The organism is Pseudoalteromonas sp. L1 (assembly GCF_021728095.1).
GTDB lineage: Bacteria > Pseudomonadota > Gammaproteobacteria > Enterobacterales > Alteromonadaceae > Pseudoalteromonas.
On the sequence record NZ_JAKKCT010000004.1, the window covers coordinates 130,732 to 155,879 of the forward strand.

A 25,148-nucleotide genomic window follows, 5' to 3' on the forward strand; every position below is an offset into this window, starting at 1 on the left:
GTTAAAAATAAGCCTTTACTACCATATTTGTTTGAACACAGGTATTAGGGATGGTTGCGCGCTTTTTACTGTTTTTTGTTATCTACTCGTTATGCCTCAGTACGGCTACACAAAGCCGCGCAGATAATTCCCCCATTGTAAATATCAATCAACGTAGCGTAGAGCTCACTCAGTTTGATATGAGCTATTTTGTTGATGAAACAGGTTCTATGCCCCTCGCACAAGTTCAACAGCAAAACTTTATCAACAGTCAAAACGAACTTACTTTAGGCACTAATGCCAAAACGACGTGGTCCAAAATAGTAATAAAAAATAGCAACAGCGATACCCTACGCTTATTTGTGCATAACCCAGATGCCTATCATTTAGAAGAAGTCAGCTTTTACGAAACACAAGCAGGACAATTGATAAACCAATTGGTTATTCAGCTTGATAAGGCAGGCCCTAAAGCCAATATGTTTGGTGGTAGTGCTGTGTTTTGGTTTTATGTCGAACCTAACCAACAAAAGACAATTTACGTCAAAAGCGTCACCTTTTCTCATCAGTGGTTTGCATTAGCTATTTTTGATGAAGAGCACTCAAAGCGAGCCCTTGTCGGGAATGGTAATTACATTGCGCTGCTTGTTGGGATGATGTTAGCGCTGATGATTTATAACTTCTTTTTGTACTTATCGGCACGTAAAATCGAGAATATTGTTTACGCACTGTATCTTATTTCTGGCACTGTTTGGGTGGCGCTATCTTATGGTATCGCCGCTAATTTCTTCGGTATTTTTAGTGCCGAGCTGTTACAGCTCAATTCCAATTTGCTGAGCATGCCAAGCTTTTTAGTAATCTTTGTAATGCTTATTTTCGAAACAAAGAAGCACTACCCTAAAGAGCATATCGCGCTTTCAATTATTTTGTTCTTACTAGTGGCTGACTTTATCTATAGCTTGTTCGATATTGTGGGTGCATTAAAACCAGCCAGCAGCTTGGCTGCATTAATGATGACGGTGACATTTGGGGTATCCATTTCGCTATGGCGCAAAGGTAATACGCTGGCAAAATACTTTTTACTCGGCCACTCTATGTTCGTTATTTTCAATATGCTAGCGGTGCTTTATTACAAAGGGATCAGTGACGCAAACGTAATCAATAGTCACGGCGTTGGGATAGGTATTTTGCTCGAAGCATTAATGATGGCGTTTATTCTTTCCTACCGAATTAAAAACCTCGAAAAAATTAAAGCACAGCAAACAGAGCTCAACCGCTTAGTCGACACGGATCCTATGACAGGCCTGTACAATCGCCGTTACTTTGACAGAAAAAGTGAAGAACTGATTGCCGCTATGGCAACCAATCAGCAAGAGCTAACCCTTCTAATTGCTGATCTCGACCACTTCAAAAACATTAACGACACATATGGCCACAATGTTGGCGACAAAGTCATTATCGCATTTGCCAATATACTCACCTCAGAGCAAGGCCCTGCTGATATAGCTTGTCGGTATGGCGGCGAAGAGTTTGTATTACTACTCAATTGTAACCTACTTGATGCAAAGCAAGTTGCAGAGCGTATTCGTCAAAAGGCACAAGAAACCTACATCACGATTGATGAAATACAAACCGTGCAGTTCACCGTGAGTATTGGTGTACACAGCGTAGCTCATGCTTCAACAACCGTAAAAGAAACACTCACTATTGCTGACAAAGCATTGTATAAAGCGAAGAGTAACGGCCGCAATTGTGTTGAAGTGGCAGCCTAGAAGGAGTAATAGGTTAGTAGGTCGTCATTTATGACTTCATAAAAACGCGCTAAATCACGACCTACAAGCAAGTGGCAGTCTAGGGCCTAACTCCTAGAACCTGTAGACAAAAACTAGCAACTATAATCAACAATACTGCCCTGCAGCAAAGCCGCAGCTCCACGCATATTGGAAGTTGTAGCCGCCTAGCCAACCAGTGACGTCGGTTACTTCACCAATAAAATAAAGACCTGCTGATTTTTTTGCTTCGAAGGTTTTTGAGCTTAACTCATCGGTATCTACGCCACCGAGTGTAACTTCGGCTGTTCTGTAGCCCTCAGTGCCGTTGGGTTTAATTTGCCAATTGTGAATGTAGTCATGTAGCGCGTCGACCTGTGCATGGGTTAACTGGTTTACATTGCAATCAGGTATTGCTTTGGTGTCGTGCAGCATTTCAACAAAGCGTTTGGGTAAAATGGTTGCAAGGGTATTTTTTAGTGACTTTTGACCTTGGCTTTGACGCCACTGCTCAAGTTGCTGTTTTAAATCAAGCTCAGGTAATAAGTTGATGTAAACGCTCTGGCCTGCACGCCAAAACGAGCTAATTTGCAAAATAGCGGGCCCAGACAAGCCACGATGAGTAAAGAGGATATTTTCTTTGAACTGGATGCCATCTTCACTCGTCACTACACATGGGATACTGATCCCCGATAAACCATCAAAACGATCTTTATCATGCTGGTGCAAAGTAAATGGCACCAATGCGGCCATGGTTGGTAACACCGTTAAGCCAAACTGTTCAGCTATTTTATAACCAATGGGTGATGCGCCAAGTTTCGGCATGGTTAAACCACCAGATGCCACCACCAATGACTCGCATTGATAAGTGTCTTGCTCGGTTATAACTTCATAACCAGCATCGTTTTTTATCACGCTAAGTACTTCGTTACGAAGAGCAATGTTTACCCCAGCCCACTCACACTCAGTTAAAAGGATATCAACGATATCTTGCGCGCTGTTATCACAAAATAGCTGGCCCAAGGTTTTATGGTGATAAGCCAAACCATGACGGTCCACCAGCTCAATAAAGTCATGTTGGGTATAACGGCTTAAACAGGATTTTACGAAGTGAGGATTAGTACACAAGTAGTTGTCTGGGCTTGCGTTTTCATTGGTGAAGTTACAACGCCCACCACCGCTTATTAAAATTTTACGGCCAGGCTTTTTGCCCATATCAAGCACAGTAACATTGCGACCTCGATAGCCTGCTTGTGCTGCACACATTAAACCTGCGGCACCGGCACCAATCACAATTACATCTACTTGGGTCATTACTCATACTCACTAAAAAAATTTAGCTGATTATAACAAGATATTACGCGCTCGTTGTTAGCTTAGTTATTTTTTTGAAAAAAGATAAACCCGAAAAACGAAATAAAGCAAAAACTCTATAACATTAAATTGAAACTTTATAATTAGAAAAGAGCAGAAAAACCTAATTAATAGTTATATTTAGCCATCTATACACTTAGTTATAACCAAAATAGAGACAAACATAACAAAACGATATTTTAACTATATTTACATTTATTTTACCTTTGTACCCCTTCGCGGAAAATGGTGCGAAGCAACTTCTAACAATCTAGGGATCATTATGACTACTAACAACTTGAAAAAGTGCGCAATTGCATTGAGCCTCACAGCAGTTTTTGGAACAACAGCAGCAATGGCCGCGCCAAACCAAATGTTATCACCATCAATGGCAGATACAGATGCAAAGCTACAAGGTCAAAACGATTTTGGCACGCAATTTATCATTAAATACAAAAATAGCAGCACTGATATGACAACGATGTCTGCCGCTGAGCAAACGCCTGCTATGATGAATCAAAGAGCGCAAAGTTTTGTAAAAAATTTCAGCAGTCAAAAAGGCTTAGCAAAAGCTCAGTATGTACGTGCAATGGCAATGAGTAATCATCACGTAATGCGCGCTGATAAAAAACTTTCAGCCAATGAAGCACAAGCATTTATGCAAGAAGTTATGGCAACTGGCAATGTTGAATACATTGAAATTGACCAAATATTGCAGCCTTTTGCAACACCTAATGATCCGCGTTATTCTGATCAATGGCATTACTACGAGCAAGCAGGCGGGTTAAATCTACCAACAGCATGGGATAGCGCAACTGGTAGCGGTGTAACTGTTGCTGTACTTGATACAGGTTACCGCCCGCATGTTGATTTAAACCCAAACCTTTTACCTGGCTACGATATGATTACTAGATTATCAATGGCCAACGATGGTGGTGGCCGTGACAGCGATGCACGCGACCCAGGTGATGCAGTTGTACGCGGTGAGTGTGGTGTTGATCGAAATGGCGATCCTTCACCAAAAGCAGATAGAAACTCTAGCTGGCATGGTACTCATGTAGCAGGCACAGTTGCTGCGGTAACAAATAATGGTGAAGGCGTTGCTGGTGTTGCTTATGATGCGAAAGTTGTACCTGTGCGTGTACTAGGTAAATGTGGTGGTTTAACATCTGACATTGCAGACGGTATTATCTGGGCGTCAGGTGGCTCAGTGTCTGGTGTACCAGCAAATGCTAACCCTGCTGATGTTATCAACATGAGTTTAGGTGGTGGGGGTGCATGTAGCTCAACAACACAAAATGCTATAAATCAAGCACGTAACAACGGCGCAGTTGTTATTATCGCTGCTGGTAACAGTAATGATAATTCGGCTAACTACAACCCAGGTAACTGTAATGGCGTTGTAAACGTTGCCTCTGTTGGTCGTAACGGTGGTCGTGCTTATTACTCTAACTTTGGTAGTAACATTGATGTTGCAGCCCCTGGCGGTGCGCAAAGCTTTGCGAATGATTCTGAGGGTGTGTTATCAACTCATAACTCAGGCGCAAATGGCCCAAGCAGTGATTCATATCATTTCACGCAAGGTACATCGATGGCAGCACCGCATGTTGCAGGTGTAGCCGCACTCATTAAACAAAAGAAGCCTTCTGCAACGCCAGATGAAATTGAAAGCATTTTAAAATCAACCACTCGCTCATTCCCAGCTACATGTAATAACTGTGGTACAGGTATTGTCGATGCAGCCGCCGCGGTTGCAGCAGCATCTGGTTCAACTCAGCCGCCAACAACAGGCAATGAGTTACAAAATGGCCAAGCATTAACAAGCTTAAGTGGCGCAGCAAACAGCAAAACCTACTACACAATGGAAGTACCTGCAGGCGCAACGAGTGTTACATTTACTATAAGTGGTGGTACGGGCGATGCAGACTTATATGTTCGCGCAGGTAGCGCTCCAACGACAACAACGTATGATTGCCGCCCTTATGAAAGCGGTAATAACGAAGTATGTTCAATCAGTAACCCAACAGCAGGTACATACCACGTGATGCTAAATGGTTATTCTGCCTACTCAGGTGTAACACTTGGTGCACAATATTAACCTGAATCGTTAATAAACCCCGATTACCCTTGGGACTTTTAGCCGGACTCTCGTCCGGCTTTTTTCGTTTTATAATTTAGCTAAAATAGCCTCTGCACGGCTTACTGTAAATTCTTTATCTTGCTCAACAAACAAGCCTGTTACAGTTTGGTCGTCGACAATCATTGCATAGCGTTTTGAACGCACACCACCAAAGCTAGCGGTATCTTTATCTAAACCGAGCGCCTTGGTAAAACTAGCATCACCGTCTGCTAACATACGAATATGCTCAGCGTTATGTGCTTCCCCCCATGCTTTCATTACAAATGCATCATTCACTGATACACAGTAAATTGCATCAACGCCTTTGGCGGTAATTTTATCAGCCAGCGTAATAAACTCAGGTAAGTGAGCGTTTGAACAGGTAGGCGTAAATGCCCCAGGTACAGCAAATAGCACTACTTTTTTACCAGCAAATAATGCGTCAGTTGATAAGGTTTGCAACCCTTCGCTGGTTAATTCGCTAAGGGTTGCAGTAGGTAAAGTTTGGCCTTGTTCGATCATCGTAATTCCTTGAAAGAAAATATACATTAGCAGTATGAAAGAGTAAGGTTTAATTAAACTATATATCAATTACTAACTCTACTTTTAATCACTAAGCGCTATGAATAATAAAAGTTATTACGCAAACCTTTTACGCTATGCCCATAAGGTGACATTACACAAAGAAGAGGCTGAAGATTTACTGCAAACTGCCCTGCTTGTTGCAGTTGAAGCTAAGCGCTCAGATCTAACATGTGTAAAGAACCGTCGCTGGCTTATGGGTGTACTGCGTAATCAATCTGTATTTAATGCGCGTTCTGCCGCAAGAAGAAAAAAGCGTGAAGCAACTTTAACTAATACAAACAATATACACACATACAACGACGACACAGCAACCGACTTTGTTAATTTATTACCGACTAGCCTTAAAACAACAGCGCTTTTAGTTTTAACAGGGCATTGTAAAAAAGAAATCATCTGGCTGCTGCGAGTATCAGACGCAGCTCTAAGGCAGCGGATAGCCGAGATTAAGCGCCGCTGGCGACAAACCGGTGCAAAACAAATACTTGAACTTGAAGGTTTAGCTGAAGATTTGCCGTTTGGGCAAATACGCAAAGCACTTCTTAATGCGCCATGCCGTGATGAAGCGACACTCGCAAGCCATGACCCTGATGGACATCTTTTTATGGTGACCTCACAAAATAACCTTGCACGGCAACATAGGGTGATATCTATTAAAAAACAGGAAAAGAACCATGCTCGATAAAAGTAAAATTGGCGCAATTTGTTATTACATTAGCGATCTAGATAAAACAGAAGCGTTTTACCGTGATACGCTCGGAATAAACATTCAAAGAATGGAAGAAGATGGAGAGGGTTGGCTGCTTGCAAAAACAGCAAATGACATCGAACTACTCTTTTTCAAGCAGGAGTCAAAGCCCGGAAACTCACCCATTATTGTTTTTGAGTTAGCTGATGGTGGGATTGATGACGTAGTCGAAACACTCGCAACAAAGGGAGCAACTATTGTCACCCCTGTAAGCCATGCACCAGGTGGCTGGTCAGCAGAAATCGCAGATCCAGATAATCATCAAATATCAATGTATCAATCCAGTGATGTTCCACGCAGTAAAAGGTAGGGTAAAGATTATACCGTTCAAACCAAGTGCGCTCACCCCGTACTTGGTTTAAAGAAGTTAAATAATACATTCCCCATTATAGAAAGAGCAGCAATGTCGCTATTTTTTGTGCTTTTCAGTCTACTTGAAGCACTTATAATCCTAAGCTAGTTTTAATTGTCTGCATTTGCTGTTGTAAACGCTGCTGAATATCACTTACCAGCACATTCGATTCACTCACTTGGCCTTTCATGCTTTGCATAGACTGACTAAAGTTTTCGAGTAATGCATTTTGCTGTTTAGCTAGTTCCATCGCATCAAACGCGACCTTGTTAGCATCTTGCGCGTTATCAGCAACGCCTTCAGAGTTACGTTTTAGCTCTTGGGCATTTTGTGTTTGTAACTCTGCATCGTTAGCAAGGGCACTTATTTGAGTTGATACCATTGATGAGTTTTCACTTAGGCGATTAAGCTGACTGTTAATATCATCAAGTGAGCCTTGAGTTTGTCTAGCAAGTTTTCTCACTTCGTCAGCTACAACCGCAAAACCTCGGCCATGCTCCCCTGCACGAGCCGATTCTATAGCGGCATTTAATGCTAGCAAGTTAGTTTGCTCAGCAATATTTTTGATTACTTCAATAACTTGACCAACATCATCCACGCCCTTTAAAAGCTCTTTTAAGCTATTTAACCCTTGCTCAACACGCTGCTCAGTATGTGAGCTTGCTGTTAGCATACTATCTGCAAAACCTAGGCTTTGCTCCATGGCATCAAATGTCTGTTTTGCGTTGTCAGCCACTTGACTATTAATGGTGTTAACTTGTTCACCAATATGTTGAATATCGCTTAGTAGCCCTTGATTTTGCTCAACTTGAGTGTGGCTAGCATCGGTCTTTTGAGCAATAGTATGTAAGTGCTCGCTCATTTCCAGCATAAAGTCATTAATCACTTTGAGCATTTGCGCACGCTCTTCCGCTTCAATTCGTTGACGCTCAATTAACTGATTAAAATAATGAGCTATCTCCCCTATTTCAGTTTTTGGATTTTTGCTTTCAATATTTTTAAGCTCATTACTTTCAATTAAGAATGCGAAACCATCTCGTAACTGACGCAGCGGGTTTAAAACTTGATTACGCTGTACAAAATAAACACCGCCTGCAAGTACCACTAACATGCCAATCGCAATACAAAATACAATAAATACGTGCTGTTTAAGCTGGCTTTGTTCGTCTTTTAGTTTTTGCTCAGCCCCAAGCACCGTTGCCGATAAGGCCGCAATTTGTTCTCGCAGTGCTTGCATACCCGTTTGACGCTGCTCAGCTTGCTCTAGCGTTGAGGCTAAATCACGAGGAAAACGCTTAGGCCAACTTATTAACTCCGATTTAATATCGCCGGCTAAATCTTCGGCTTCTTCACCAAAAAATAAAGCATCTTCATCGACTTCACTCATCACTCCTAGGTTTTCAAGCGTATCAATTTTGCTTGCTAATGCATTTAAATTTTCTACGCTTTGATTAAGGCTTGCTTTGGTGTCTTGATCAAAGCTTAAAACCAGCTTGTAGGTATATAAAGCAAGTGATGTCACTTCATTATAATAATCGGCACCAAGTTGGTAATATTCAAGCGCTAAATCTGTTTGCGGCTTTGCTTTACGAGCATAGCCTATCAGCGAGGAGGCTGAGCCAGCCATTTGCCTAAGCGAGTTGTCCAATAAAGCCATTTCGTTACCCGATAACTTACCTAAAGCACGATATTTATCATTGATATCTTTATCTAATGCTGAGAGTTGAGTTGATAGGTGTGAATTTAAATCGTGTGGAAGATGCGCTAAGTCTTGCTTTATCACCTCAGCAATCAGTGCCGATGATAAATTAAGATATTGACTATCACCTTGCTCTAAATAGTCATCGAGGTGGCTTTTTAAATCAATAATGAGCGTATTTTTGAGTTTATTATAAGCGTTATCTTGTTGCTCTAAATTTAATAGAGTTTGACTTGCCCAAAACAAGGTCGCCGCTAACAAGATACTGGCAAGTGTGAGTAAAACGGCTAGTAGCCGAGTAAATGATGACACGCGCATAAACTATAATCCCCAAAGTCGTTACGCGCGTAGAATATTAACCTTTTATGACAATTTGATGTAAACCAACCTAATAACCAGAAATTATCAATCAAAAGCCATACTAAAGGATAGGTTAGGTCATTGCTGCTTTCACATATACATCAAAACGATTCTTTTTAGTTTTGATCTGCATGCTGGGGGTTTTATCATTTAAAAATGGCGCGTAGTCAGGTCGCTTTACCACGACTCGCTTACTCGCAAGCGGGTAGGCAAAATCTAAAAGATCATCTGCATCGCTATCAGCGCCAACCAGCGCTTGGAATACTCGCATTTCTTTTTTAACTAGGGCTGATTTTTCACGATGCGGAAACATAGGATCCAAGTACACGACATCTGGTATATCGTTACACTGAGCAAGTAGAGTATGGCTCGAACCGAATACTAAGCTCATATTTTTTTTCATCCATGCACCAATTTCAGCATCACCGTAAGCGCGTTCGAGGCCATCAAATAATAGCGCAGCTACCACAGGATGGCGCTCATGCAAAATAACTTTACAACCAAGCGACGCCAGCACAAAACCGTCACGCCCAAGCCCTGCCGTGGCATCAAGTACAACGGGTGTGGCTCCTTTATTTAACCCTACAGCTTTGGCAATTGCTTGGCCTTTACCACCACCGAATTTACGGCGGTGCGCCGCCGCTCCTGTGACAAAGTCAACGTGAATAGCCCCTAGTTTAGGCTCATCTTTCTTTTTTAAGCTCAGACCTTGCTCATCATAATGCAATGAAAAGCCGTCATTACTGTTCGCCCATTCAGTTAAACCAAAGCGCTGCTCTATAGCATCTAAATAAGGACGCATTTCTTTAAAAGGACAATGAATTACCACGTAAAACTCCGAGCTATACTAATGGCCATGAGTATATCATGGCTTAAAATAGCTCGATATCCGTTTGTGATGTCACATCTTCTGTGTGGCTAGGCTCTGCCATTTTTTGTAAATTACTCAATAGCTCACTACGTGATTCAATAATATGGAGTAACTGAAACTTAATCGATTCAAGATCATCATTCAGCGAGGCAAAAAGTAACTGGGTTTGTTGTAAGTGCTGTAAATGAAAAACGATTTCATCGCTATTTAGTAACTTACTTTGTTCAACTGATTTATTCAGCTCACTTAGTTGCACAGCAAACTTTTCGACAGCCCGTTCTCGTGAGTAACTGTGCTGGTACATTTGCTCCGACAGTTCGCTAAATGCATTGCCGATTTGCTTAGCCTGTGTGAGTGCTCGCTCATTGACTTCCATATCTTGAACTTTCGCATTGGTCACTTCAAGAATATGCGGAAACAAGTCTTTATATCGGCCATACAACTGAGCATCATCAAGTGGCATGTTTTTAATTAACATGGACACTTTTGGGTAATTAATAATAGTGCGATGACTGAAATCGACGAACCGGTTTGCATCGCGATGTTTTTCAAGTAACTCACGCTCTAGTGGGCAAACAGCCCCCTCTGCACCACAAAAGATCCCGATATCTTGATACCAAAAAGCAAGCACTACATCGAGATCCATTGGGTTAAAAAACTCAAACATGTATTCTGACAGCGATTGGATATCATGTGCATGATAACTTTGACCCACATAGCGCATAATACGTCCCATATCGCCTGAGTCTGTCATGGCTATTTCAGCCGTTATTTGCGCGCGCTCCACATCGCTTTTTAGCTTTTTAGAATGCTGTCGGTATTCATACAAAACACGGATACGCGCCATTAACTCTTCAGCATTAAAGGGTTTAACAATATAGTCAGAAGCCCCTGAATTGTAACCCTTAACACGGTCAGGAAGTTCCTTTTTCCCAGATAGAAACATCACGGGTGTATCTTTGGTTTGTGGATTAGCCTTTAATTCACTGCATACCTCAAACCCTGTTTTTCCAGGCATTTCAACATCTAGTAAAATAATATCTGGATTATATTTAAATGCTTGTCTTAACCCTTCATCACCATTTTTAGCATGGATCAATGTGCAAAAGCCTGAAAGTGACTCTTCAATTACATGATGTACGTATTTGTCATCATCTATGGCTAACACCAGTTTCGACATGCTTTAATCCTGTAAATAGCTTTTTAAAAGCATAGTACGCAAGGTTGATTTTGCTAAGATTTTTTAATAAAAAAAGCGCCTTTCGGCGCTTTCCAATAATACTCACTATTTAAGCTGCAATTCCGCTGTGCCTAAGCAATGCATCAACTTGTGGCTCACGGCCTCGGAACTTCTTGAATAGTTCCATAGGTTCCTCGCTGCCTCCTTTTTCTAAAATATTGTTAAGGAAGGCCTGCCCTGTCTCTTGATTAAAGATCCCTTCTTCCTCAAATTTAGAAAATGCGTCAGCCGAAAGAACCTCTGCCCATTTATACGAGTAATAGCCTGCACTATAGCCACCAGCAAAAATATGGCTAAAGCCATGCTGAAAACGGTTAAATGCTGGCGCTTTAACAACGGCAGTTTTACTGCGCACATCATCAAGTGTAGCTTGAATATTACAAGGCTCACCCGCTTTATAAGTATGATGAATCGTAAAATCAAACAACGAAAACTCTAGCTGACGCAGCATTTGCATACCAGACTGGAAGTTCTTTGCTGCGAGCAATTTATCAAGCAGTTCTTTTGGTAGTGGTTCATCTGTTTCATAGTGACCCGAGATGAAGTTAAGCGCTTCTTCTTCATAACACCAGTTTTCTAAGAACTGGCTTGGTAATTCAACCGCATCCCATGCAACACCGTTAATACCCGCCACTGGCGCTGCATCAACTTGAGTTAACATATGATGGATACCATGACCAAACTCATGGAATAAGGTTGTTACTTCGTTATGAGTAAACAGTGCAGGTTTATCACCCACTGCTTTATTAAAGTTACACACCAAGTAAGCAACGGGTGTTTGTAGCTCTCCGTTAGCACGTACTTTACGACCCATGCAATCGTCCATCCATGCGCCACCACGCTTACGGTCTCGTGCATATAAATCTAAATAGAAACGGCCTCGTAGCGTGTTGCTACTGTCGTAAATCTCAAAGAAACGTACGTCAGGATGGTAAGTATCAAAGTCACTCACTTCTTTAACGTTAATACCAAATAAGCGATTTACTGTGGTAAATAAGCCATTTAATACTTTATTTGCAGGGAAATAAGGGCGCAGTACTTCATCAGAAATCGCGTATTTCTCTTGCTTAAGCTTTTCTGCGTAATAAGCGTAATCCCACGCGGCAAGCTCCGTCACACCGTGTTTATCTTTTGCGTAAGCCGTTAGCTCAGCCAGCTCTTGCTCGGCTTGTGGCTTAGACTTAGCTGCTAAATCTTCTAAGAATGAAAATACCTGAGCAGGTGATTCTGCCATTTTTGTTGCCAATGACATATCTGCATAACTGTTAAAACCAAGTAACTGCGCAAGCTCATGACGAAGCGCAAGTTCTTCGCTCATAATCTCTGAGTTATCAAACTCACCCGCATTCGGACCTTGATCCGACGCACGAGTAACAAACGCGGTATATGTTTCTTCACGTAATTCGCGGTTATCTGCGTAAGTCATGATAGGTAAATAAGATGGAAAATCTAACGTGAATACCCAACCATCTAGATCTTTACTTTTTGCCGTATCAGCACCCAGAGCTAATGCAGATTCAGGCAAACCAGCAAGCTCGCTTTCATCAGTAATATGTTTTTGCCAAGCAAGTGTGGCATCCATTACATTATTACCAAACTTAGATGAAAGCTCTGATAAACGCGCACTAATTTCACCGTAACGCTTTTGTTGCTCTGGTTTTAGCGCAATACCAGATAGCTCAAAATCGCGCAGTGCATTAGTAATAGTTTTTTGCTGGGCAATGGTTAATGTTTTAAATTCGTCACTGCTGTGAAGTGCGTTATAAGCATCGTATAAACCTTGATGCTGACCCACAAACGTTGAGTACTCCGATAACAACGGCAAACATTGCTCATAAGCTTCTCGTAGTTCATCGCTGTTCACGACTGAGTTCATATGAGATACCGGTGAAAATAGTCGTGATAGCTTATCGTCGGCTTCTTCAAGTGGAAGCACCAAATCATTCCACGTATGTGACTTAGCTGCCAAGACCTTATCGATAGTTAAACGACACTCTTTAATTGCCGCTTTTAACGCTGGCACCACATGCGCTGGTTCAATCTTAGAAAACGGTGGAAGCCCTTCTAAACCAATAAGTGGATTATTTTCTGCAATTGTCATTTTCGTTCTCAATTTTTAATGCGAAGATGATTCTGAGGTTGGGGCAAATTGATGAAATACAAGGGGCTTAACCTTGGTCTTTATTATGCTATTATCGATTAATTAAAGAAAAGTTATCTATTTTTGAGGACAAACTATGGCTCAGCATTTTGATTACATTGCAATTGGTGGCGGTAGCGGCGGTATCGCTTCTGCTAACAGAGCAGCAATGCGTGGCGCAAAAGTGGCACTTATTGAAGCAAAACACATGGGCGGCACGTGTGTAAACGTGGGCTGCGTTCCTAAAAAAGTGATGTGGCATGGTGCACAAGTGGCTGAAGCTATTAATGCTTACGCACCTGATTATGGCTTTGATGTTGAGTTAAAAAGCTTTAGCTGGGCTAAATTAGTAGAAAGTCGCGAAGCGTACATAGGCCGTATTCACCAAGGTTACAATAAGTATTTATCAAGCAATGGCGTGACTGTAATCAATGGCTTTGCTAAATTTGTTGATAGCAAAACGGTTGAAGTTAATGGTGAACTATACACTGCTGACCATATTCTTGTTGCCGTAGGTGGCCGCCCTACTATTCCTAATATCCCAGGCGCTGAGCTTGGTATTGACTCAAACGGCTTCTTTGAATTAAACGAACAGCCAAAACGTGTGGCTGTTATTGGTGCGGGTTATATTGCCGTTGAAATCGCAGGCGTACTCCACAGCCTTGGCACAGAAACCCACCTGTTTGTTCGTAAAAACAAACCACTGCGTACTTTTGACCCATACATCGTTGATACCCTAGTCGATATTATGGCTAAAGAAGGCCCGACTCTTCATACAGATTGCACGCCAAAAGAAGTCGTTAAAGAAAGCGATGGTAGCTTAACGATTCATTTTGAAAATGGCCACAGCCAAAACGTTGATGAAGTAATTTGGGCCATTGGCCGTACACCAACAACTGATAAGATCAATCTTGCAGCTGCGGGGGTTGAAGTCAATGAAGGTGGTTATGTAAAAGTAGACGAATTCCAAAACACCACTGCTAAGAACGTCTATGCAGTGGGTGATATCATCGAAAACGGTATCGAACTTACACCTGTAGCCGTTAAAGCAGGCCGTATTTTATCTGAGCGTTTATTCAATAAAGAATTACCTGATGATTTAAAGATGGACTACGAGCTAGTGCCTACTGTGGTGTTTAGCCACCCACCAATCGGCACGATTGGTTTAACGGAGCAAGAAGCTATTTCGCAATATGGCGAAGAAAACGTTAAAGTTTATAAATCAAGCTTTGCTGCTATGTATACCGCGGTTACACAACACCGCCAAGCATGCAACATGATGCTAGTATGTGCAGGTGATAACGAAAAAGTTGTTGGCTTACACGGCATTGGCTTTACCGTAGATGAAATGATTCAAGGCTTTGCTGTTGCCATGAAGATGGGCGCAACCAAAGCAGACTTTGATGCTGTTGTGGCGATTCACCCAACAGGCTCAGAAGAGTTTGTTACTATGAGATAAACTCGCGTTGCGAGTCAATATTAAAACCTTGTGGTGCTGCCACAAGGTTTTACTAAAATAAACTTATCAGCGCTTTTAGCACACTATCAAAGTTCAGAAATAGCTTTGCTAAAAATACGTTTAAGTAAATCTAGGTTCAAATTAACACCTGCAATATTCGCATCAATCCACTCTTGCTGAGAAATTGGAGGCCATGAAACCTTATAACCGATGGTATATAACATCTCCTCAAAAAAGAAGCGCAGCACTCTGCCGTTACCTTCACGGAATGGATGAAGTAAATTAAGTTCACAAAACAAGTCTGCTACTTTTTCAATTAGCTCATCATTATTCTAACAATTCGATATTGCCGAAATGCCTCGAAATAACTTTTTAGCTTCAGGATCGATACGCGTCCAAGTACAAAAGCGGGTATTACCCTTGGAGATATCAACATCCCTAATTTGACCTGCCCACACATATAAATCTTGGAATAAGTGATGATGAAGATATTTTAAATGCTCAAGTGAAAACTTAGATAGAGGCTGTTGAGAGGAGTCATAGGTTCTATAACGTTCAGCGGTAAACTCAGCTTCGGCTTGATCTAATATATCCGGTTCTCGAATATCTAACAGATTAATTAATACATCAGAGTCAGGGTAGCAATATTTATCTTGAGCTACCCCATATTTATCGTGCATATTTACGCTTCAATTCAGCAATACTTTTGCCTTCATTACTCGTTTTCAACGTTAGACCTTCGTAGCTTAAACTGACCTTAAAGTTATCCATATCGGGCATAAACTTGGTCTTTTGCTGATTGCTAGTCTTAGAAGTTTTGGTAGCCATAACCCCTCCGATGATACCGATAATTCTAACTTATTCAGGTATAAATTGCCATTAACCAGCCTATTTCAAAATACAATCAAAGGAAGGATTTAGGGTATTAAAAGATTACTTTGCAGGTGTCGATCCAGTGATGGATGCTGTTTTAACCATAACTAAGCAATAAACAGTGTTGGCACAAACCTTGTAACTGTTAATAAAGTAATCAGTTAAGCAAGAATTTGCCCTTGTTTACTGTGTAATTAAGCAATTATTACGCAGTAAACAAGGCATTTTTTACAAGGAGGCACTGTGTCTAAGTCTGCAATTTTATATCGCATGGTGACCGATGAGCATATTTGCCCATTCGGTTTAAAATCAAAAGATTTACTAGAGCGTAACGGCTACGATGTTGATGACCGTCATTTAACAAACCGTGAGCAAACCGATAAATTTAAACAGCAGTATGATGTAAAAACCACACCGCAAACCTTTATCGATAATAAACGCATTGGTGGTTACGATGATTTACGCGACTTTTTTAATCTGCCAGAAGCAGGGCAACAAGGCACAACTTACACGCCCGTGTTAGCCATTTTCGCAGTGACCATGCTACTGAGTTGTGGTTTTAGTTATGCTAGTGGCACCGCTTTACTGTCGATGCAGAACATAATGCTATTTGTTGCACTGACAATGGCAGTGCTCGCGATTCAAAAACTGCAAGACTTATATAGTTTTTCAAATTCATTTATTACTTATGATTTACTCGCCATGCGTGTTGTGCCCTATGCCTATATTTACCCGTTTATTGAGGCGTATGTTGCCATTGGCATGGTGGCTGAATTACCCGCTTTAGCTGTTGCGCCATTTTCGCTGTTTATTGGTAGCATTGGAGCTATATCTGTGTTTAAAGCTGTATACATTGATAAACGAGAACTCAAGTGTGCCTGTGTAGGTGGAGATAGTAATGTGCCGCTCGGTTTTATTTCTCTGAGCGAAAACTTATTTATGATTGCGGCGGGTATATGGATGCTTAGTACTGTTTAAACTATTTACTTATAGGCTAGGTAAAGCCTGCTACAGCAGGCTTTATTGATAGATCAGTTATAACCACCTGTTCTTATATCTTTTTCAAGTTCAGATTGGGTTTTCACTGGGTGACACACTGTGTCCACCGTGCTTTTATTCATTTCATCAGCATCTGTGCTAAAAAATGTATAGTTATAATTTGCTTCAACTTCGCCGCCCAAACAGTGATGGTCGAGTAAAGCGCGTTGCTCATGGTCTTGCAAATTTGATTCTGAGGCACAACCGGCAAGCATCAAAAAAGCCATTAATACTGATATTTTTTTCATAGTATCCTCTTAAATTAATTACAGCTCATATCTAAAATGAAATGAGGGAAGCTTGTCGAGTAAAGGTAAAAGTGACCTTTCTCTTCTTAAATCTTTACGCTCTCTTTCTAGCTGTGTCCGTCGATATCTCAACTCTTTACGTTTTTCGCTTGAGTTATTTTTATTGCTCAATTCATTCGAAATAGATTGAAGCTGCCAATTTATGGTATCTATTCTTTGATCTATTTCTGCTTTTCTTGCTTCAATTTGATAGCGATCATTCCCCTCTTCCCATGCTCTTCTAAAGTGCTCATCATTGCATACACCATTGTAGGCTTGTCCTTGAATACCGAGGGTAAAGCCATTTTCTGGTACACAAAATACAGCAAGTCCTTGTTGATAGCTTTTCTTGTACTCTTCTAACTGAGGCGTGATACCAAACTCTCTACATGCAAAGACAATGTCTTTACCCTGATCATAGCTATACCCCTGAACACCATGGTCATAGCCCAATTCCTGCCAACTAGCTTGCATACACTCTTCGTGCGACAAACTGCTGCACCCAGATAGCAACAACAAGAATACACATAAATAAATGAACCGATGAAACACTGTGACCTAACCGATATAAAATAAGCAAGGTACCTATTTTAGGTCACAAATTATAAAAAGGGAAGATTATTGATAGAAACTCAAGAATAAGGGATTACAGTGTGTTTACGTACTAGCGTAAACACACGTTAAATTAAGTTTTTATGCCGTACCACCAACAGTTAAGTTATCAATTTTAAGGCTTGGCTGACCAACGCCTACTGGTACACTTTGGCCGTCTTTACCACACACTCCTACACCTTTGTCGAGCGCAAGGTCATTACCCACCATTGAGATTTGCTGCATCACTTCAGGGCCGTTACCAATTAATGTAGCCCCTTTAATTGGTTGAGTGATTTTACCATTTTCAATTAAATAGGCTTCCGATGCACTAAACACAAATTTACCTGAGGTAATATCTACTTGGCCGCCACCAAAGTTCGGCGCAAAAATGCCTTTTTTCACCGAACTGATAATATCTGCTTGGCTATGTTCGCCACCTAACATATACGTATTGGTCATACGCGGCATAGGTAAATGAGCATAAGATTCGCGGCGCGCATTACCTGTAGGGTTAACACCCATCAAACGGGCATTGAGCTTATCTTGCATATAGCCTTTTAGAATACCGTTTTCAATAAGTACGTTATAGGCAGCAGGAGTCCCTTCGTCATCTACGTTCAATGAACCGCGGCGGTCAGCAATGGTGCCATCATCCACTACGGTACATAGCTCAGATGCTACCTTTTCACCTACTTTGCCGCTAAACGCTGATGCGCCTTTGCGGTTAAAGTCACCTTCAAGGCCATGACCTACGGCTTCATGAAGTAATACCCCAGGCCAACCTGCACCTAATACGACTTCCATACTGCCGGCAGGGGCATCAATTGCTTCTAAGTTTACTTTTGCTTGGCGAACCGCTTCTTCTGCGTATCCCATCCAACGAGGCTTACCGTCAACTAACTCTTTAAAATAACCATAATCTAAACGCGCGCCGCCACCAGCACCACCGCGTTCACGGCGGCCGTTCTTTTCAAGTAATACTGAGCAGTTTAAACGAATAAGCGGACGAATATCGGTTGCAAATGTGCCATCGCTGGCTGCAATAAGTACTTCTTCATACACAGCCGACATTGAGCTAATCACTTGCTCTGCATCAGGCGCTAATTCACGAATATAGTTTTCAAGCTCACGTAGTAAGTTTACTTTATCGCTATCACTCATGCTTTGAATAGGTTGATGCGGTGCATATTGTTGTTTTGCAGCAACATCACTAAATACTTGAACTGTTTTATTTTCACCTGCATCTGCAATACTACGCGCAGCAGTCGCCGCTTTATTTAACGCTTCTAAGTTGATTGCATCTGAGTATGAAAACCCTGTTTTTTCACCACTGACAGCACGAACACCAACCCCACGTTCAACATTATATGACCCCTCTTTCACAAGGCCATCTTCAAGTACCCACGATTCATGATGACTTGATTGAAAATACAAGTCGGCGTAGTCCACTTGATGTTGGTGAATAAAGGCGAGCGTTTTTTCGAGTTCTTCTCGTGTTAGCTGGCTGTCTTGTAATAAATGCTGTTCAACCGTGTTCATAATAAATGCTCTCTAAATCGTTGCTGAGACTGCACAGGCATGTCTTGGCGTATCTTATTCAATCGGTTTAAATCAAGTGTATGACTGATAAACCCTGTGCCACTTGGAAGCTCACTGAGCGTATCTCCCCATGGCGAAATTATAATGCTGTGGCCATATGTTTGCCGACCATTTTCATGATCTCCCCACTGCGCAGCTGCAACTACATAAGACTGTGTTTCAATTGCTCTGGCAGCTAATAAGTGATGCCAATGAGCAGCACCGGTAACAACAGTAAAGGCACTAGGAACTAAAATTAGCTCAGCACCCTGTCGCTGCATAGCACTAAACAAGCCACTAAAGCGCAGATCATAACATACTGCTAAACCAATTTTACCAAAGGGTGAGTCAACCACGACAATATCACTACCCGCTTGTGTCGCATCTGACTCACGATAACACCGAGTGGAGTCCGCAACATCGACATCAAATAGGTGAATTTTATTGTACTGCGCGACTACATTACCTTGGCTATTAAATAAAAATGAGGCAGCTAAATATTTTCCATTATCTTGCGAAACAGGCACGGTGCCAGCAGCTAGCCAAATATCATGTTGCTTACACAGCTTTGCAAGTTGTGCTTTATAATCATCAATTTTAAGCCCTAATTGATAACTCGCTTGGCTACTTTTACTAAAGATCAAAAAAGCTTCGGGTAGGCATACCAATAAAGGACGCATTTTAGGTAACTGCTGTAATGACAGCCTCAAAGACGCCATATTTTGTTCTGCATTGATACCAGAACACATTTGTAATGCTAAAACCTGACCCGACATATTAGCCTTCATTGGTTTGTAAACTCGCAGATGATGCCGCGTCTTTTAATTTTAACCGTGAGGAGGATTGCGGTTGGCTCTGTGCAGCTTGTGGTAAAGTAACTTCTCGACTTTTACGATCGACTTCGGTCACCTCAGGATCGCTCATACTACCACTGACTTTAAAATTAATTTCTGAGATCACCCGGGCAGAGTGAATAACCTTATCGATGGCTAGTGCCGCTAAACCACTTACAGGATTAACCATCCATGCAACTATAACAGGAATACTTGAAGTCACTTGGGGTGCGACTGCCAAATCATAGTCTATCTCAAGGGTATTTAGGTTAGTATGGCCTTTAATGGTCAAGTCAGCAGGTACACCGTCAAGTTTGGTATCTTGCGTATAAGCAATGCCTTTATCGAGCTGCATAGTCCCTTTCATACTGTTGTAGAAAAAGCCCTTCGAAAACACATCTCTAAAATCCAGTTTTAGCTTACGCACTAAGGAGTCTAAGCTTAACAATGAGAATACTCGCGCACCGCCATCACTTATCTCAGCAAGGTGGCCTTCACCTAAGCGCCAATCTAGCTCTCCCATCAGGGTTGGTACATCAAAGTCATACGGCGCACCTTGCCACGCTAAATCAAATTGAATATCAGCGTCTGAGTCTTTAACGGTGGTTGTTATATCAAACTCATCAAATAACTCACCAATATCGTCACTTTGTAAGTTACCAGTAAAACGTGTTTGGCCTTCGGCAAATTGCCCCTTACCTCTAAGTACATGATCGCCTTTATCAATGACCACTTCGGTAAATAAGAGTGCGCCTTGCTCACCGACTAAACTACTTTTGACTTTATCAAGTTGATAATCTGCGACTTTACAATCTTCACAGTTAAACTCGATAGCAGGAATGCGCGTTAACCAGCTTAAGTCTTCTGGTTCACCGACATCTTTGCTTTGCTCTGGCGCTGCTTCATTAAAATTAATACGTAAGTAGTCAGTAAAAATTTGAATTGGCCTGCGCGTTTCACCGGTTGGAATAAGTGCATCGGCGCGTAACTCTTTGGCATTTAGTTTCAACTCTAAATCAGATTGCTTTGGTGCTAAACGAAATTCAAAATCATTAAAGTCGATATTGTGTAACGCAAGCTTATTAAATTTACCTGTTACATTATTAAACGCTGGCATCACACTTGGTGAGTCTGATTTTACTTTTGTGAGCGCAATAATTTGGTCAATTAAACCAAACCAAGGTGCAAGTTCTGTCTGTGGTAAATCAATTGATACAGCAAAACCGTCACGATTAAGGCCGAGGTCTTGCTCACCCAAAATTAAATGTACGTTATTAAATTTTTGTTCGCCATTATCTAAAATAGCATTAAAGAAAACCTGTTCATTTACGTTTGCAGTGATCAAGTTTGAAATTCTGTCACCCTGTACAACGGCCGTAAGTGGCCATGTTTGCTCCTTATTTTTATTATAGGGAGCAGGTAATTGACTACTCAGCCCCACCAAATTACCACCTACGTCCGCACGGTAGTTAAAATCATTTGGCAAGAAGTTAAGCAACACATTAATATCTACATCACTTTGACCCGTTAAATAGCCCGCTAAGAGACCATGCGCTTGTTCAATTAGTGGTTCAGCTTCAAGAGCAAGCTTTATCGCTATTTCTGCACGATAATTATCAGCAACATTCTCACTACTGAAGTTAGCGGTTAGCGGCATCCCCATCCAATCAGCTTTAGCATTATTTAAATCGATTTTGTCATTATTAAATTTAACAATGCCGGTCATATGGTTAAGGGTTATACCTGGCTGCGCAAGATAAACCGGAATATTTGCAAGCTCTACTTCACCTATCGCATCAACATGCCCTGAGCGTAAGTTAACCAATAACTCAATTTCTGCGGCCGCCTCTCCTTGAGCTTGCACAACTTCAAAAACATCTGCTAAAGGTTTTGCCAGTGGCGTCGCAGCAAAAAAAGGCGTTAACTTTTCGCCATGAGCGCGTTTATTAATGGCAACCTTAAGCATTTCGGCATTCATTAAATCAGCAATGCTGACATGTACGCTGTCGCCAAGCTCTAAATTAACAAGCGTGCCCGACTTACTGTAGATATCCATGCGCTCATTTTCAAAATGCAGCGTCACGTTAGCGTCTTCAACCGCAGGCCAACTTGGTGAAAATTGATATTGTGCGTTATTGACGTTCGCCAATACTTCGAATTGACCTTGTTGCTCCCTAAACGGAAAACCTTCAAAAGGCCCTGAGAAGAGCACTTGCGCTTTATTTACTTCACCACCTTGGATGGCACCATTTAAATAATTAACTAAGTTCTCACTCATTACAGGCAAAGGAAAGTAATGCCCTGCTACTGTGGCATCAGGTGCATACGCTTCAGCATATAAATCTAAGCGAGGTTCATCTGTTAGACTTAACATCATTTCTGCCGCAAACGTCACCTCGTCGTTATCAAGCCATAAATTATCGCTACTGATTCGCCAGCCGTCGGTGTAATGATGTAAATCGAGCTCAATATTGAGTTGGTTATAGGCAATATCTTGGCTAAAGCTGCCGTTGGTCAATAAGCGGTTGTTTTCTCCATGAAGTTGTATGCGACCAGCTGACTGGTTAATGAAACCATCTACTCTAATTGCTTGACCACCAGGGATGCCGTTTAGTGACAACCAATTTAGTTGATCACCTTTAAACCAGAGTTGCCATTGTTCATTTTGCCCAAACTCAACATACGCATCACTTAATTGCCCATTTGGTTGGCGATCTAGAAATGGAGTAAGTACTTCAAAATTACTTAATTGGGCCAGTTTGGCTAATAAAGCAAAATCAAATTGCTTAAGCCAAATTTTATTTTGCTTACCAAGTTGGGCTTCAAATTGCAGTGTCGGCCATTGCTTTAAATCACTTTCAAAGGTCAGGCCGGTACTTTTCAGACGCCACCCTTGCTGCCAAGGAAACAAGTGGAACCCGCCTTTACTTAGGTTGATTTGATGCGACTCTTGGTTTTGTTGCCAATTTACAAAGCTGGGTTGCCATTGCACTTTCACATCACTGATCAAACCCTTTTCAAGGCTGACCCACGTTTGTAAGTTCATATCTGAATGCAATTGCTGTTTATCGGTATTGATAAATTGTGCAAGCCATTTAGACACATCTACATTGGCTGCTTCTACATATATATCACCCGCCATGGTTTCAAGTGTTGAACCATTCAATGCCATTCGCGCATCAAAACTCCCCACGGAGATGCCAGGTAAAGCTAATGAACCAGCGCCTTGATGCTGCTCAGGTGTATTTTGCCAAACAATGTTTTCAAGAATGAGTTTACGTGCTTTGCCATCACCTAACATAAAATTAAGGCTACTATCTTGCACAGCAAAGTGACCTGTTTTCCCTAAAAACAAGCTTTCGATAAGTTCTTTTTGCTCAAAGCTATTACTTTGTTGTTCACTGCTTAATTCCAGCATTGTAGGTAAGTCTACATCGGCATGGAAACCATTAATGACAAAGTAGTTCGACTTTAATTGACGAGTTTTAAGTGATTCCCAAAGATTAACTTCAAGGCTCGCCTTATCAATATTTAAAGCGATAGGCGATGTTTGGTTATCTTCAAAAGAGATATCTTCTAAAACTAATAAAGGCCCCTTTCCTTGCCAGCTCGCAGAGATAGAACCTATCGATAGGTTGACATCAAATTGCTCGTATAAAAACGTTTCAATATTGCTTTTATAATCATTGGCATAGGGAAGTGTATACTTTAAAACAGAGACAATAACGGCCAGCAACACAAGGGTAATAGCAAATACTTGCCATACCTTGCGTATACAATAAAAGCAGACCGTCTTTGTGTTCATTACATCATTACCACATCAAACTGTTCTTGATTATATAAACTCTCTGTTTGAATACTGACTTGCTTGCCAATAAATAGTTCAAGTTCAGCAAGGTTATGGTACTCATCATTGATAAGTGCCTCAGAGACCGATGGCGCAGCATACACCATAAATTTATCAGCAGCATAAGCGCGATTAACACGAACAATTTCACGCAGAATCTCGTAGCAGACTGTTTCAACCGTTTTTTGTGAGCCTCGTCCAGAACACGCAGGGCAAACATCACATAAAATATGCTCTAAACTCTCGCGTGTACGCTTTCGAGTCATCTCCACTAAGCCTAGTGCAGATAAGCCATTTATGTTGGCTTTAGCGCGATCTTTTGCCAATGCTGACTCAAGTGAATGAAGCACTCGGCGTTTGTGCTCGTCGCTGACCATATCGATAAAGTCGATAATAATAATGCCGCCTAAGTTGCGTAAACGTAACTGACGGGCAATCGCTGATGTTGCTTCAATATTAGTATTAAAAATAGTTTCTTCTAAATTACGATGGCCTACAAACGCGCCGGTATTTACGTCAACGGTGGTCATCGCTTCAGTTTGGTCAATAATTAAATAACCGCCCGATTTAAGCTCAACTTTACGATGCAGGGCTTTTTGAATTTCGGTTTCAACATCAAATAAGTCGAAGATTGGTCGCTCACCAGGGTAATATTCAAGCGCGCCGGATAGAATTGGTACAAACTCTTCAGTAAATTCTTTTAGTTCTTGATACGTTAATTTAGAGTCAACACGAATTCGCTCCATATCTTCGCCAACATAATCACGAAGAGTTCGAAACGCCAGTGTGAGGTCTTCATGCAAAATACTTTCTTTGCTTACTTTTTTGCGCTTAGTGACAATTTTTTGCCACAGCTTTTTTAGAAACTCAGCATCGTGACGAAGTTCAGCTTCACTTGCCCCTTCGGCAGCAGTACGAACAATAAAACTACCATCTTCATCGCCGTATTCAGCAACAATTTTTTTCAAGCGTAAACGCTCTTCTTCGGTTTCAATACGCTGGCTTACACCTACGTGTGTCGCATCAGGCATAAACACTAAGTAACGAGATGGAATCGTAATATCTGTCGTTAAACGCGCCCCTTTTGTACCAAGAGGATCTTTGACCACCTGTACCATGATGTGCTGCCCTTGGCGAACAAGCTCGCGGATATCTTGTACTTTCTTGATGGGTTGCTCATCAACACCTTCAACAATAGAGGCGCTGTTAACAATATCAGACGCATGCAAAAAAGCCGCTTTGTCTAAGCCAATATCTACAAATGCGGCTTGCATGCCTGGTAATACACGGCTAATTTTACCGAGGTAAATATTACCAACAATCCCAAGGTTGCCAATTCGCTCTAATTGGATCTCTTGCAGTACGCCATTTTCAATAAGCGCAACCCTGCTTTCACTCGGTGTAACGTTGATCAGTAATTCTGTGCTCAT

The 25,148-nt window shown here is 41.5% G+C and carries 19 protein-coding genes and 1 pseudogene; 6 read left to right on the plus strand and 14 right to left on the minus strand.

What is annotated here, in order from left to right:
• Window positions 1-50: 50 nt before the first annotated feature.
• The gene (locus L3V38_RS13550; protein WP_237119752.1) at window positions 51-1,748 is read left to right on the plus strand and encodes a diguanylate cyclase; all 1,698 of its coding nucleotides are present in this window, start codon (window positions 51-53) and stop codon (window positions 1,746-1,748) included.
• Window positions 1,749-1,874: 126 nt separating this feature from the next.
• Here the strand turns inward: L3V38_RS13550 and L3V38_RS13555 are convergent, their stop codons facing one another.
• Entirely contained in the window at window positions 1,875-3,059 is a 1,185-nt protein-coding gene (locus L3V38_RS13555; RefSeq protein WP_237119753.1) for an NAD(P)/FAD-dependent oxidoreductase, read from the minus strand.
• 322 nt (window positions 3,060-3,381) lie between these two features.
• On the opposite strand from L3V38_RS13555, the gene L3V38_RS13560 reads away from it, so the two are divergent.
• Window positions 3,382-5,196: a S8 family peptidase gene (locus L3V38_RS13560; RefSeq protein WP_237119754.1), complete on the plus strand. Its 1,815-nt coding sequence runs from the start codon at window positions 3,382-3,384 to the stop codon at window positions 5,194-5,196.
• 69 nt (window positions 5,197-5,265) lie between these two features.
• Here L3V38_RS13560 and L3V38_RS13565 read toward each other — a convergent pair whose 3' ends face one another.
• Window positions 5,266-5,739, minus strand: a complete 474-nt coding sequence (locus L3V38_RS13565) for a peroxiredoxin (protein ID WP_130151693.1) — start codon at window positions 5,737-5,739, stop codon at window positions 5,266-5,268.
• A gap of 100 nt (window positions 5,740-5,839) precedes the next feature.
• On the opposite strand from L3V38_RS13565, the gene L3V38_RS13570 reads away from it, so the two are divergent.
• Complete coding sequence (locus L3V38_RS13570) at window positions 5,840-6,484, plus strand: sigma factor (RefSeq protein ID WP_237119755.1); 645 nt, start codon at window positions 5,840-5,842, stop codon at window positions 6,482-6,484.
• The gene (locus tag L3V38_RS13575; protein ID WP_237119756.1) at window positions 6,474-6,857 is read left to right on the plus strand and encodes a VOC family protein; all 384 of its coding nucleotides are present in this window, start codon (window positions 6,474-6,476) and stop codon (window positions 6,855-6,857) included. Before L3V38_RS13570 ends, L3V38_RS13575 begins: the two co-directional genes overlap by 11 nt.
• 133 nt (window positions 6,858-6,990) lie before the next feature.
• On the opposite strand, the gene L3V38_RS13580 is transcribed toward L3V38_RS13575, so the two are convergent.
• The 4 genes from L3V38_RS13580 to prlC form a co-directional block, all read right to left on the minus strand.
• Window positions 6,991-8,916 (minus strand): methyl-accepting chemotaxis protein, encoded by a 1,926-nt coding sequence (locus L3V38_RS13580; protein ID WP_237119757.1) that lies wholly within the window; start codon window positions 8,914-8,916, stop codon window positions 6,991-6,993.
• 115 nt (window positions 8,917-9,031) lie between these two features.
• The gene (locus L3V38_RS13585) at window positions 9,032-9,787 is read right to left on the minus strand and encodes a class I SAM-dependent methyltransferase (RefSeq protein ID WP_237119758.1); all 756 of its coding nucleotides are present in this window, start codon (window positions 9,785-9,787) and stop codon (window positions 9,032-9,034) included.
• A gap of 43 nt (window positions 9,788-9,830) precedes the next feature.
• Entirely contained in the window at window positions 9,831-11,009 is a 1,179-nt protein-coding gene (locus L3V38_RS13590) for a response regulator (protein ID WP_130151688.1), read from the minus strand.
• A gap of 109 nt (window positions 11,010-11,118) precedes the next feature.
• Window positions 11,119-13,170 (minus strand): oligopeptidase A, encoded by a 2,052-nt coding sequence (gene prlC, locus L3V38_RS13595; protein ID WP_237119759.1) that lies wholly within the window; start codon window positions 13,168-13,170, stop codon window positions 11,119-11,121.
• A gap of 136 nt (window positions 13,171-13,306) precedes the next feature.
• On the opposite strand from prlC, the gene gorA reads away from it, so the two are divergent.
• The gene (gene gorA, locus L3V38_RS13600) at window positions 13,307-14,668 is read left to right on the plus strand and encodes a glutathione-disulfide reductase (RefSeq protein WP_062567330.1); all 1,362 of its coding nucleotides are present in this window, start codon (window positions 13,307-13,309) and stop codon (window positions 14,666-14,668) included.
• 86 nt (window positions 14,669-14,754) lie between these two features.
• On the opposite strand, the pseudogene L3V38_RS13605 reads toward gorA, so the two are convergent.
• Both L3V38_RS13605 and L3V38_RS13610 read right to left on the minus strand, forming a co-directional pair.
• Window positions 14,755-15,348 (minus strand): annotated as a pseudogene (locus tag L3V38_RS13605) (Fic family protein).
• Window positions 15,338-15,496, minus strand: a complete 159-nt coding sequence (locus L3V38_RS13610) for a hypothetical protein (protein ID WP_237119760.1) — start codon at window positions 15,494-15,496, stop codon at window positions 15,338-15,340. Before L3V38_RS13610 ends, L3V38_RS13605 begins: the two are co-directional and overlap by 11 nt.
• 288 nt (window positions 15,497-15,784) lie before the next feature.
• Between L3V38_RS13610 and L3V38_RS13615 the strand changes: the two genes are divergently transcribed.
• Window positions 15,785-16,519, plus strand: a complete 735-nt coding sequence (locus L3V38_RS13615; RefSeq protein ID WP_130151686.1) for a glutaredoxin family protein — start codon at window positions 15,785-15,787, stop codon at window positions 16,517-16,519.
• Window positions 16,520-16,572: 53 nt separating this feature from the next.
• Here L3V38_RS13615 and L3V38_RS13620 read toward each other — a convergent pair whose 3' ends face one another.
• From L3V38_RS13620 to rng, 6 genes are all read right to left on the minus strand, one after another.
• Window positions 16,573-16,827: a hypothetical protein gene (locus L3V38_RS13620; protein ID WP_228074395.1), complete on the minus strand. Its 255-nt coding sequence runs from the start codon at window positions 16,825-16,827 to the stop codon at window positions 16,573-16,575.
• A gap of 18 nt (window positions 16,828-16,845) precedes the next feature.
• On the minus strand, window positions 16,846-17,340 hold the full coding sequence (locus L3V38_RS13625) for a DUF2799 domain-containing protein (protein WP_237119761.1): 495 nt from the start codon (window positions 17,338-17,340) through the stop codon (window positions 16,846-16,848).
• Window positions 17,341-17,559: 219 nt separating this feature from the next.
• Window positions 17,560-18,999: a metalloprotease TldD gene (tldD, locus tag L3V38_RS13630; RefSeq protein WP_062567324.1), complete on the minus strand. Its 1,440-nt coding sequence runs from the start codon at window positions 18,997-18,999 to the stop codon at window positions 17,560-17,562.
• A complete protein-coding gene (locus L3V38_RS13635; protein ID WP_237119762.1) occupies window positions 18,996-19,814 on the minus strand; it encodes a carbon-nitrogen hydrolase family protein in 819 nt (272 codons plus the stop codon). The genes tldD and L3V38_RS13635 overlap by 4 nt, the downstream gene beginning before the upstream one ends.
• A gap of 1 nt (window position 19,815) precedes the next feature.
• Window positions 19,816-23,676: a YhdP family protein gene (locus L3V38_RS13640; RefSeq protein WP_130151683.1), complete on the minus strand. Its 3,861-nt coding sequence runs from the start codon at window positions 23,674-23,676 to the stop codon at window positions 19,816-19,818.
• Window positions 23,676-25,148 (minus strand): ribonuclease G, encoded by a 1,473-nt coding sequence (rng, locus tag L3V38_RS13645; RefSeq protein WP_062567321.1) that lies wholly within the window; start codon window positions 25,146-25,148, stop codon window positions 23,676-23,678. Before rng ends, L3V38_RS13640 begins: the two co-directional genes overlap by 1 nt.

Excerpts from the sequence above, each read along its gene's own strand:
- L3V38_RS13550 (WP_237119752.1), top strand. The coding sequence starts at position 51 with ATGGTTGCGCGCTTTTTACTGTTTTTTGTTATCTACTCGTTATGCCTC.
- L3V38_RS13555 (WP_237119753.1), bottom strand. The coding sequence starts at position 3,059 with ATGACCCAAGTAGATGTAATTGTGATTGGTGCCGGTGCCGCAGGTTTA.
- L3V38_RS13560 (WP_237119754.1), top strand. The coding sequence starts at position 3,382 with ATGACTACTAACAACTTGAAAAAGTGCGCAATTGCATTGAGCCTCACA.
- L3V38_RS13565 (WP_130151693.1), bottom strand. The coding sequence starts at position 5,739 with ATGATCGAACAAGGCCAAACTTTACCTACTGCAACCCTTAGCGAATTA.
- L3V38_RS13570 (WP_237119755.1), top strand. The coding sequence starts at position 5,840 with ATGAATAATAAAAGTTATTACGCAAACCTTTTACGCTATGCCCATAAG.
- L3V38_RS13575 (WP_237119756.1), top strand. The coding sequence starts at position 6,474 with ATGCTCGATAAAAGTAAAATTGGCGCAATTTGTTATTACATTAGCGAT.
- L3V38_RS13580 (WP_237119757.1), bottom strand. The coding sequence starts at position 8,916 with ATGCGCGTGTCATCATTTACTCGGCTACTAGCCGTTTTACTCACACTT.
- L3V38_RS13590 (WP_130151688.1), bottom strand. The coding sequence starts at position 11,009 with ATGTCGAAACTGGTGTTAGCCATAGATGATGACAAATACGTACATCAT.
- prlC (WP_237119759.1), bottom strand. The coding sequence starts at position 13,170 with ATGACAATTGCAGAAAATAATCCACTTATTGGTTTAGAAGGGCTTCCA.
- gorA (WP_062567330.1), top strand. The coding sequence starts at position 13,307 with ATGGCTCAGCATTTTGATTACATTGCAATTGGTGGCGGTAGCGGCGGT.
- L3V38_RS13610 (WP_237119760.1), bottom strand. The coding sequence starts at position 15,496 with ATGGCTACCAAAACTTCTAAGACTAGCAATCAGCAAAAGACCAAGTTT.
- L3V38_RS13620 (WP_228074395.1), bottom strand. The coding sequence starts at position 16,827 with ATGAAAAAAATATCAGTATTAATGGCTTTTTTGATGCTTGCCGGTTGT.
- L3V38_RS13625 (WP_237119761.1), bottom strand. The coding sequence starts at position 17,340 with ATGCAAGCTAGTTGGCAGGAATTGGGCTATGACCATGGTGTTCAGGGG.
- tldD (WP_062567324.1), bottom strand. The coding sequence starts at position 18,999 with ATGAACACGGTTGAACAGCATTTATTACAAGACAGCCAGCTAACACGA.
- L3V38_RS13635 (WP_237119762.1), bottom strand. The coding sequence starts at position 19,814 with ATGTCGGGTCAGGTTTTAGCATTACAAATGTGTTCTGGTATCAATGCA.
- L3V38_RS13640 (WP_130151683.1), bottom strand. The coding sequence starts at position 23,676 with ATGAACACAAAGACGGTCTGCTTTTATTGTATACGCAAGGTATGGCAA.
- rng (WP_062567321.1), bottom strand. The coding sequence starts at position 25,148 with ATGAGCACAGAATTACTGATCAACGTTACACCGAGTGAAAGCAGGGTT.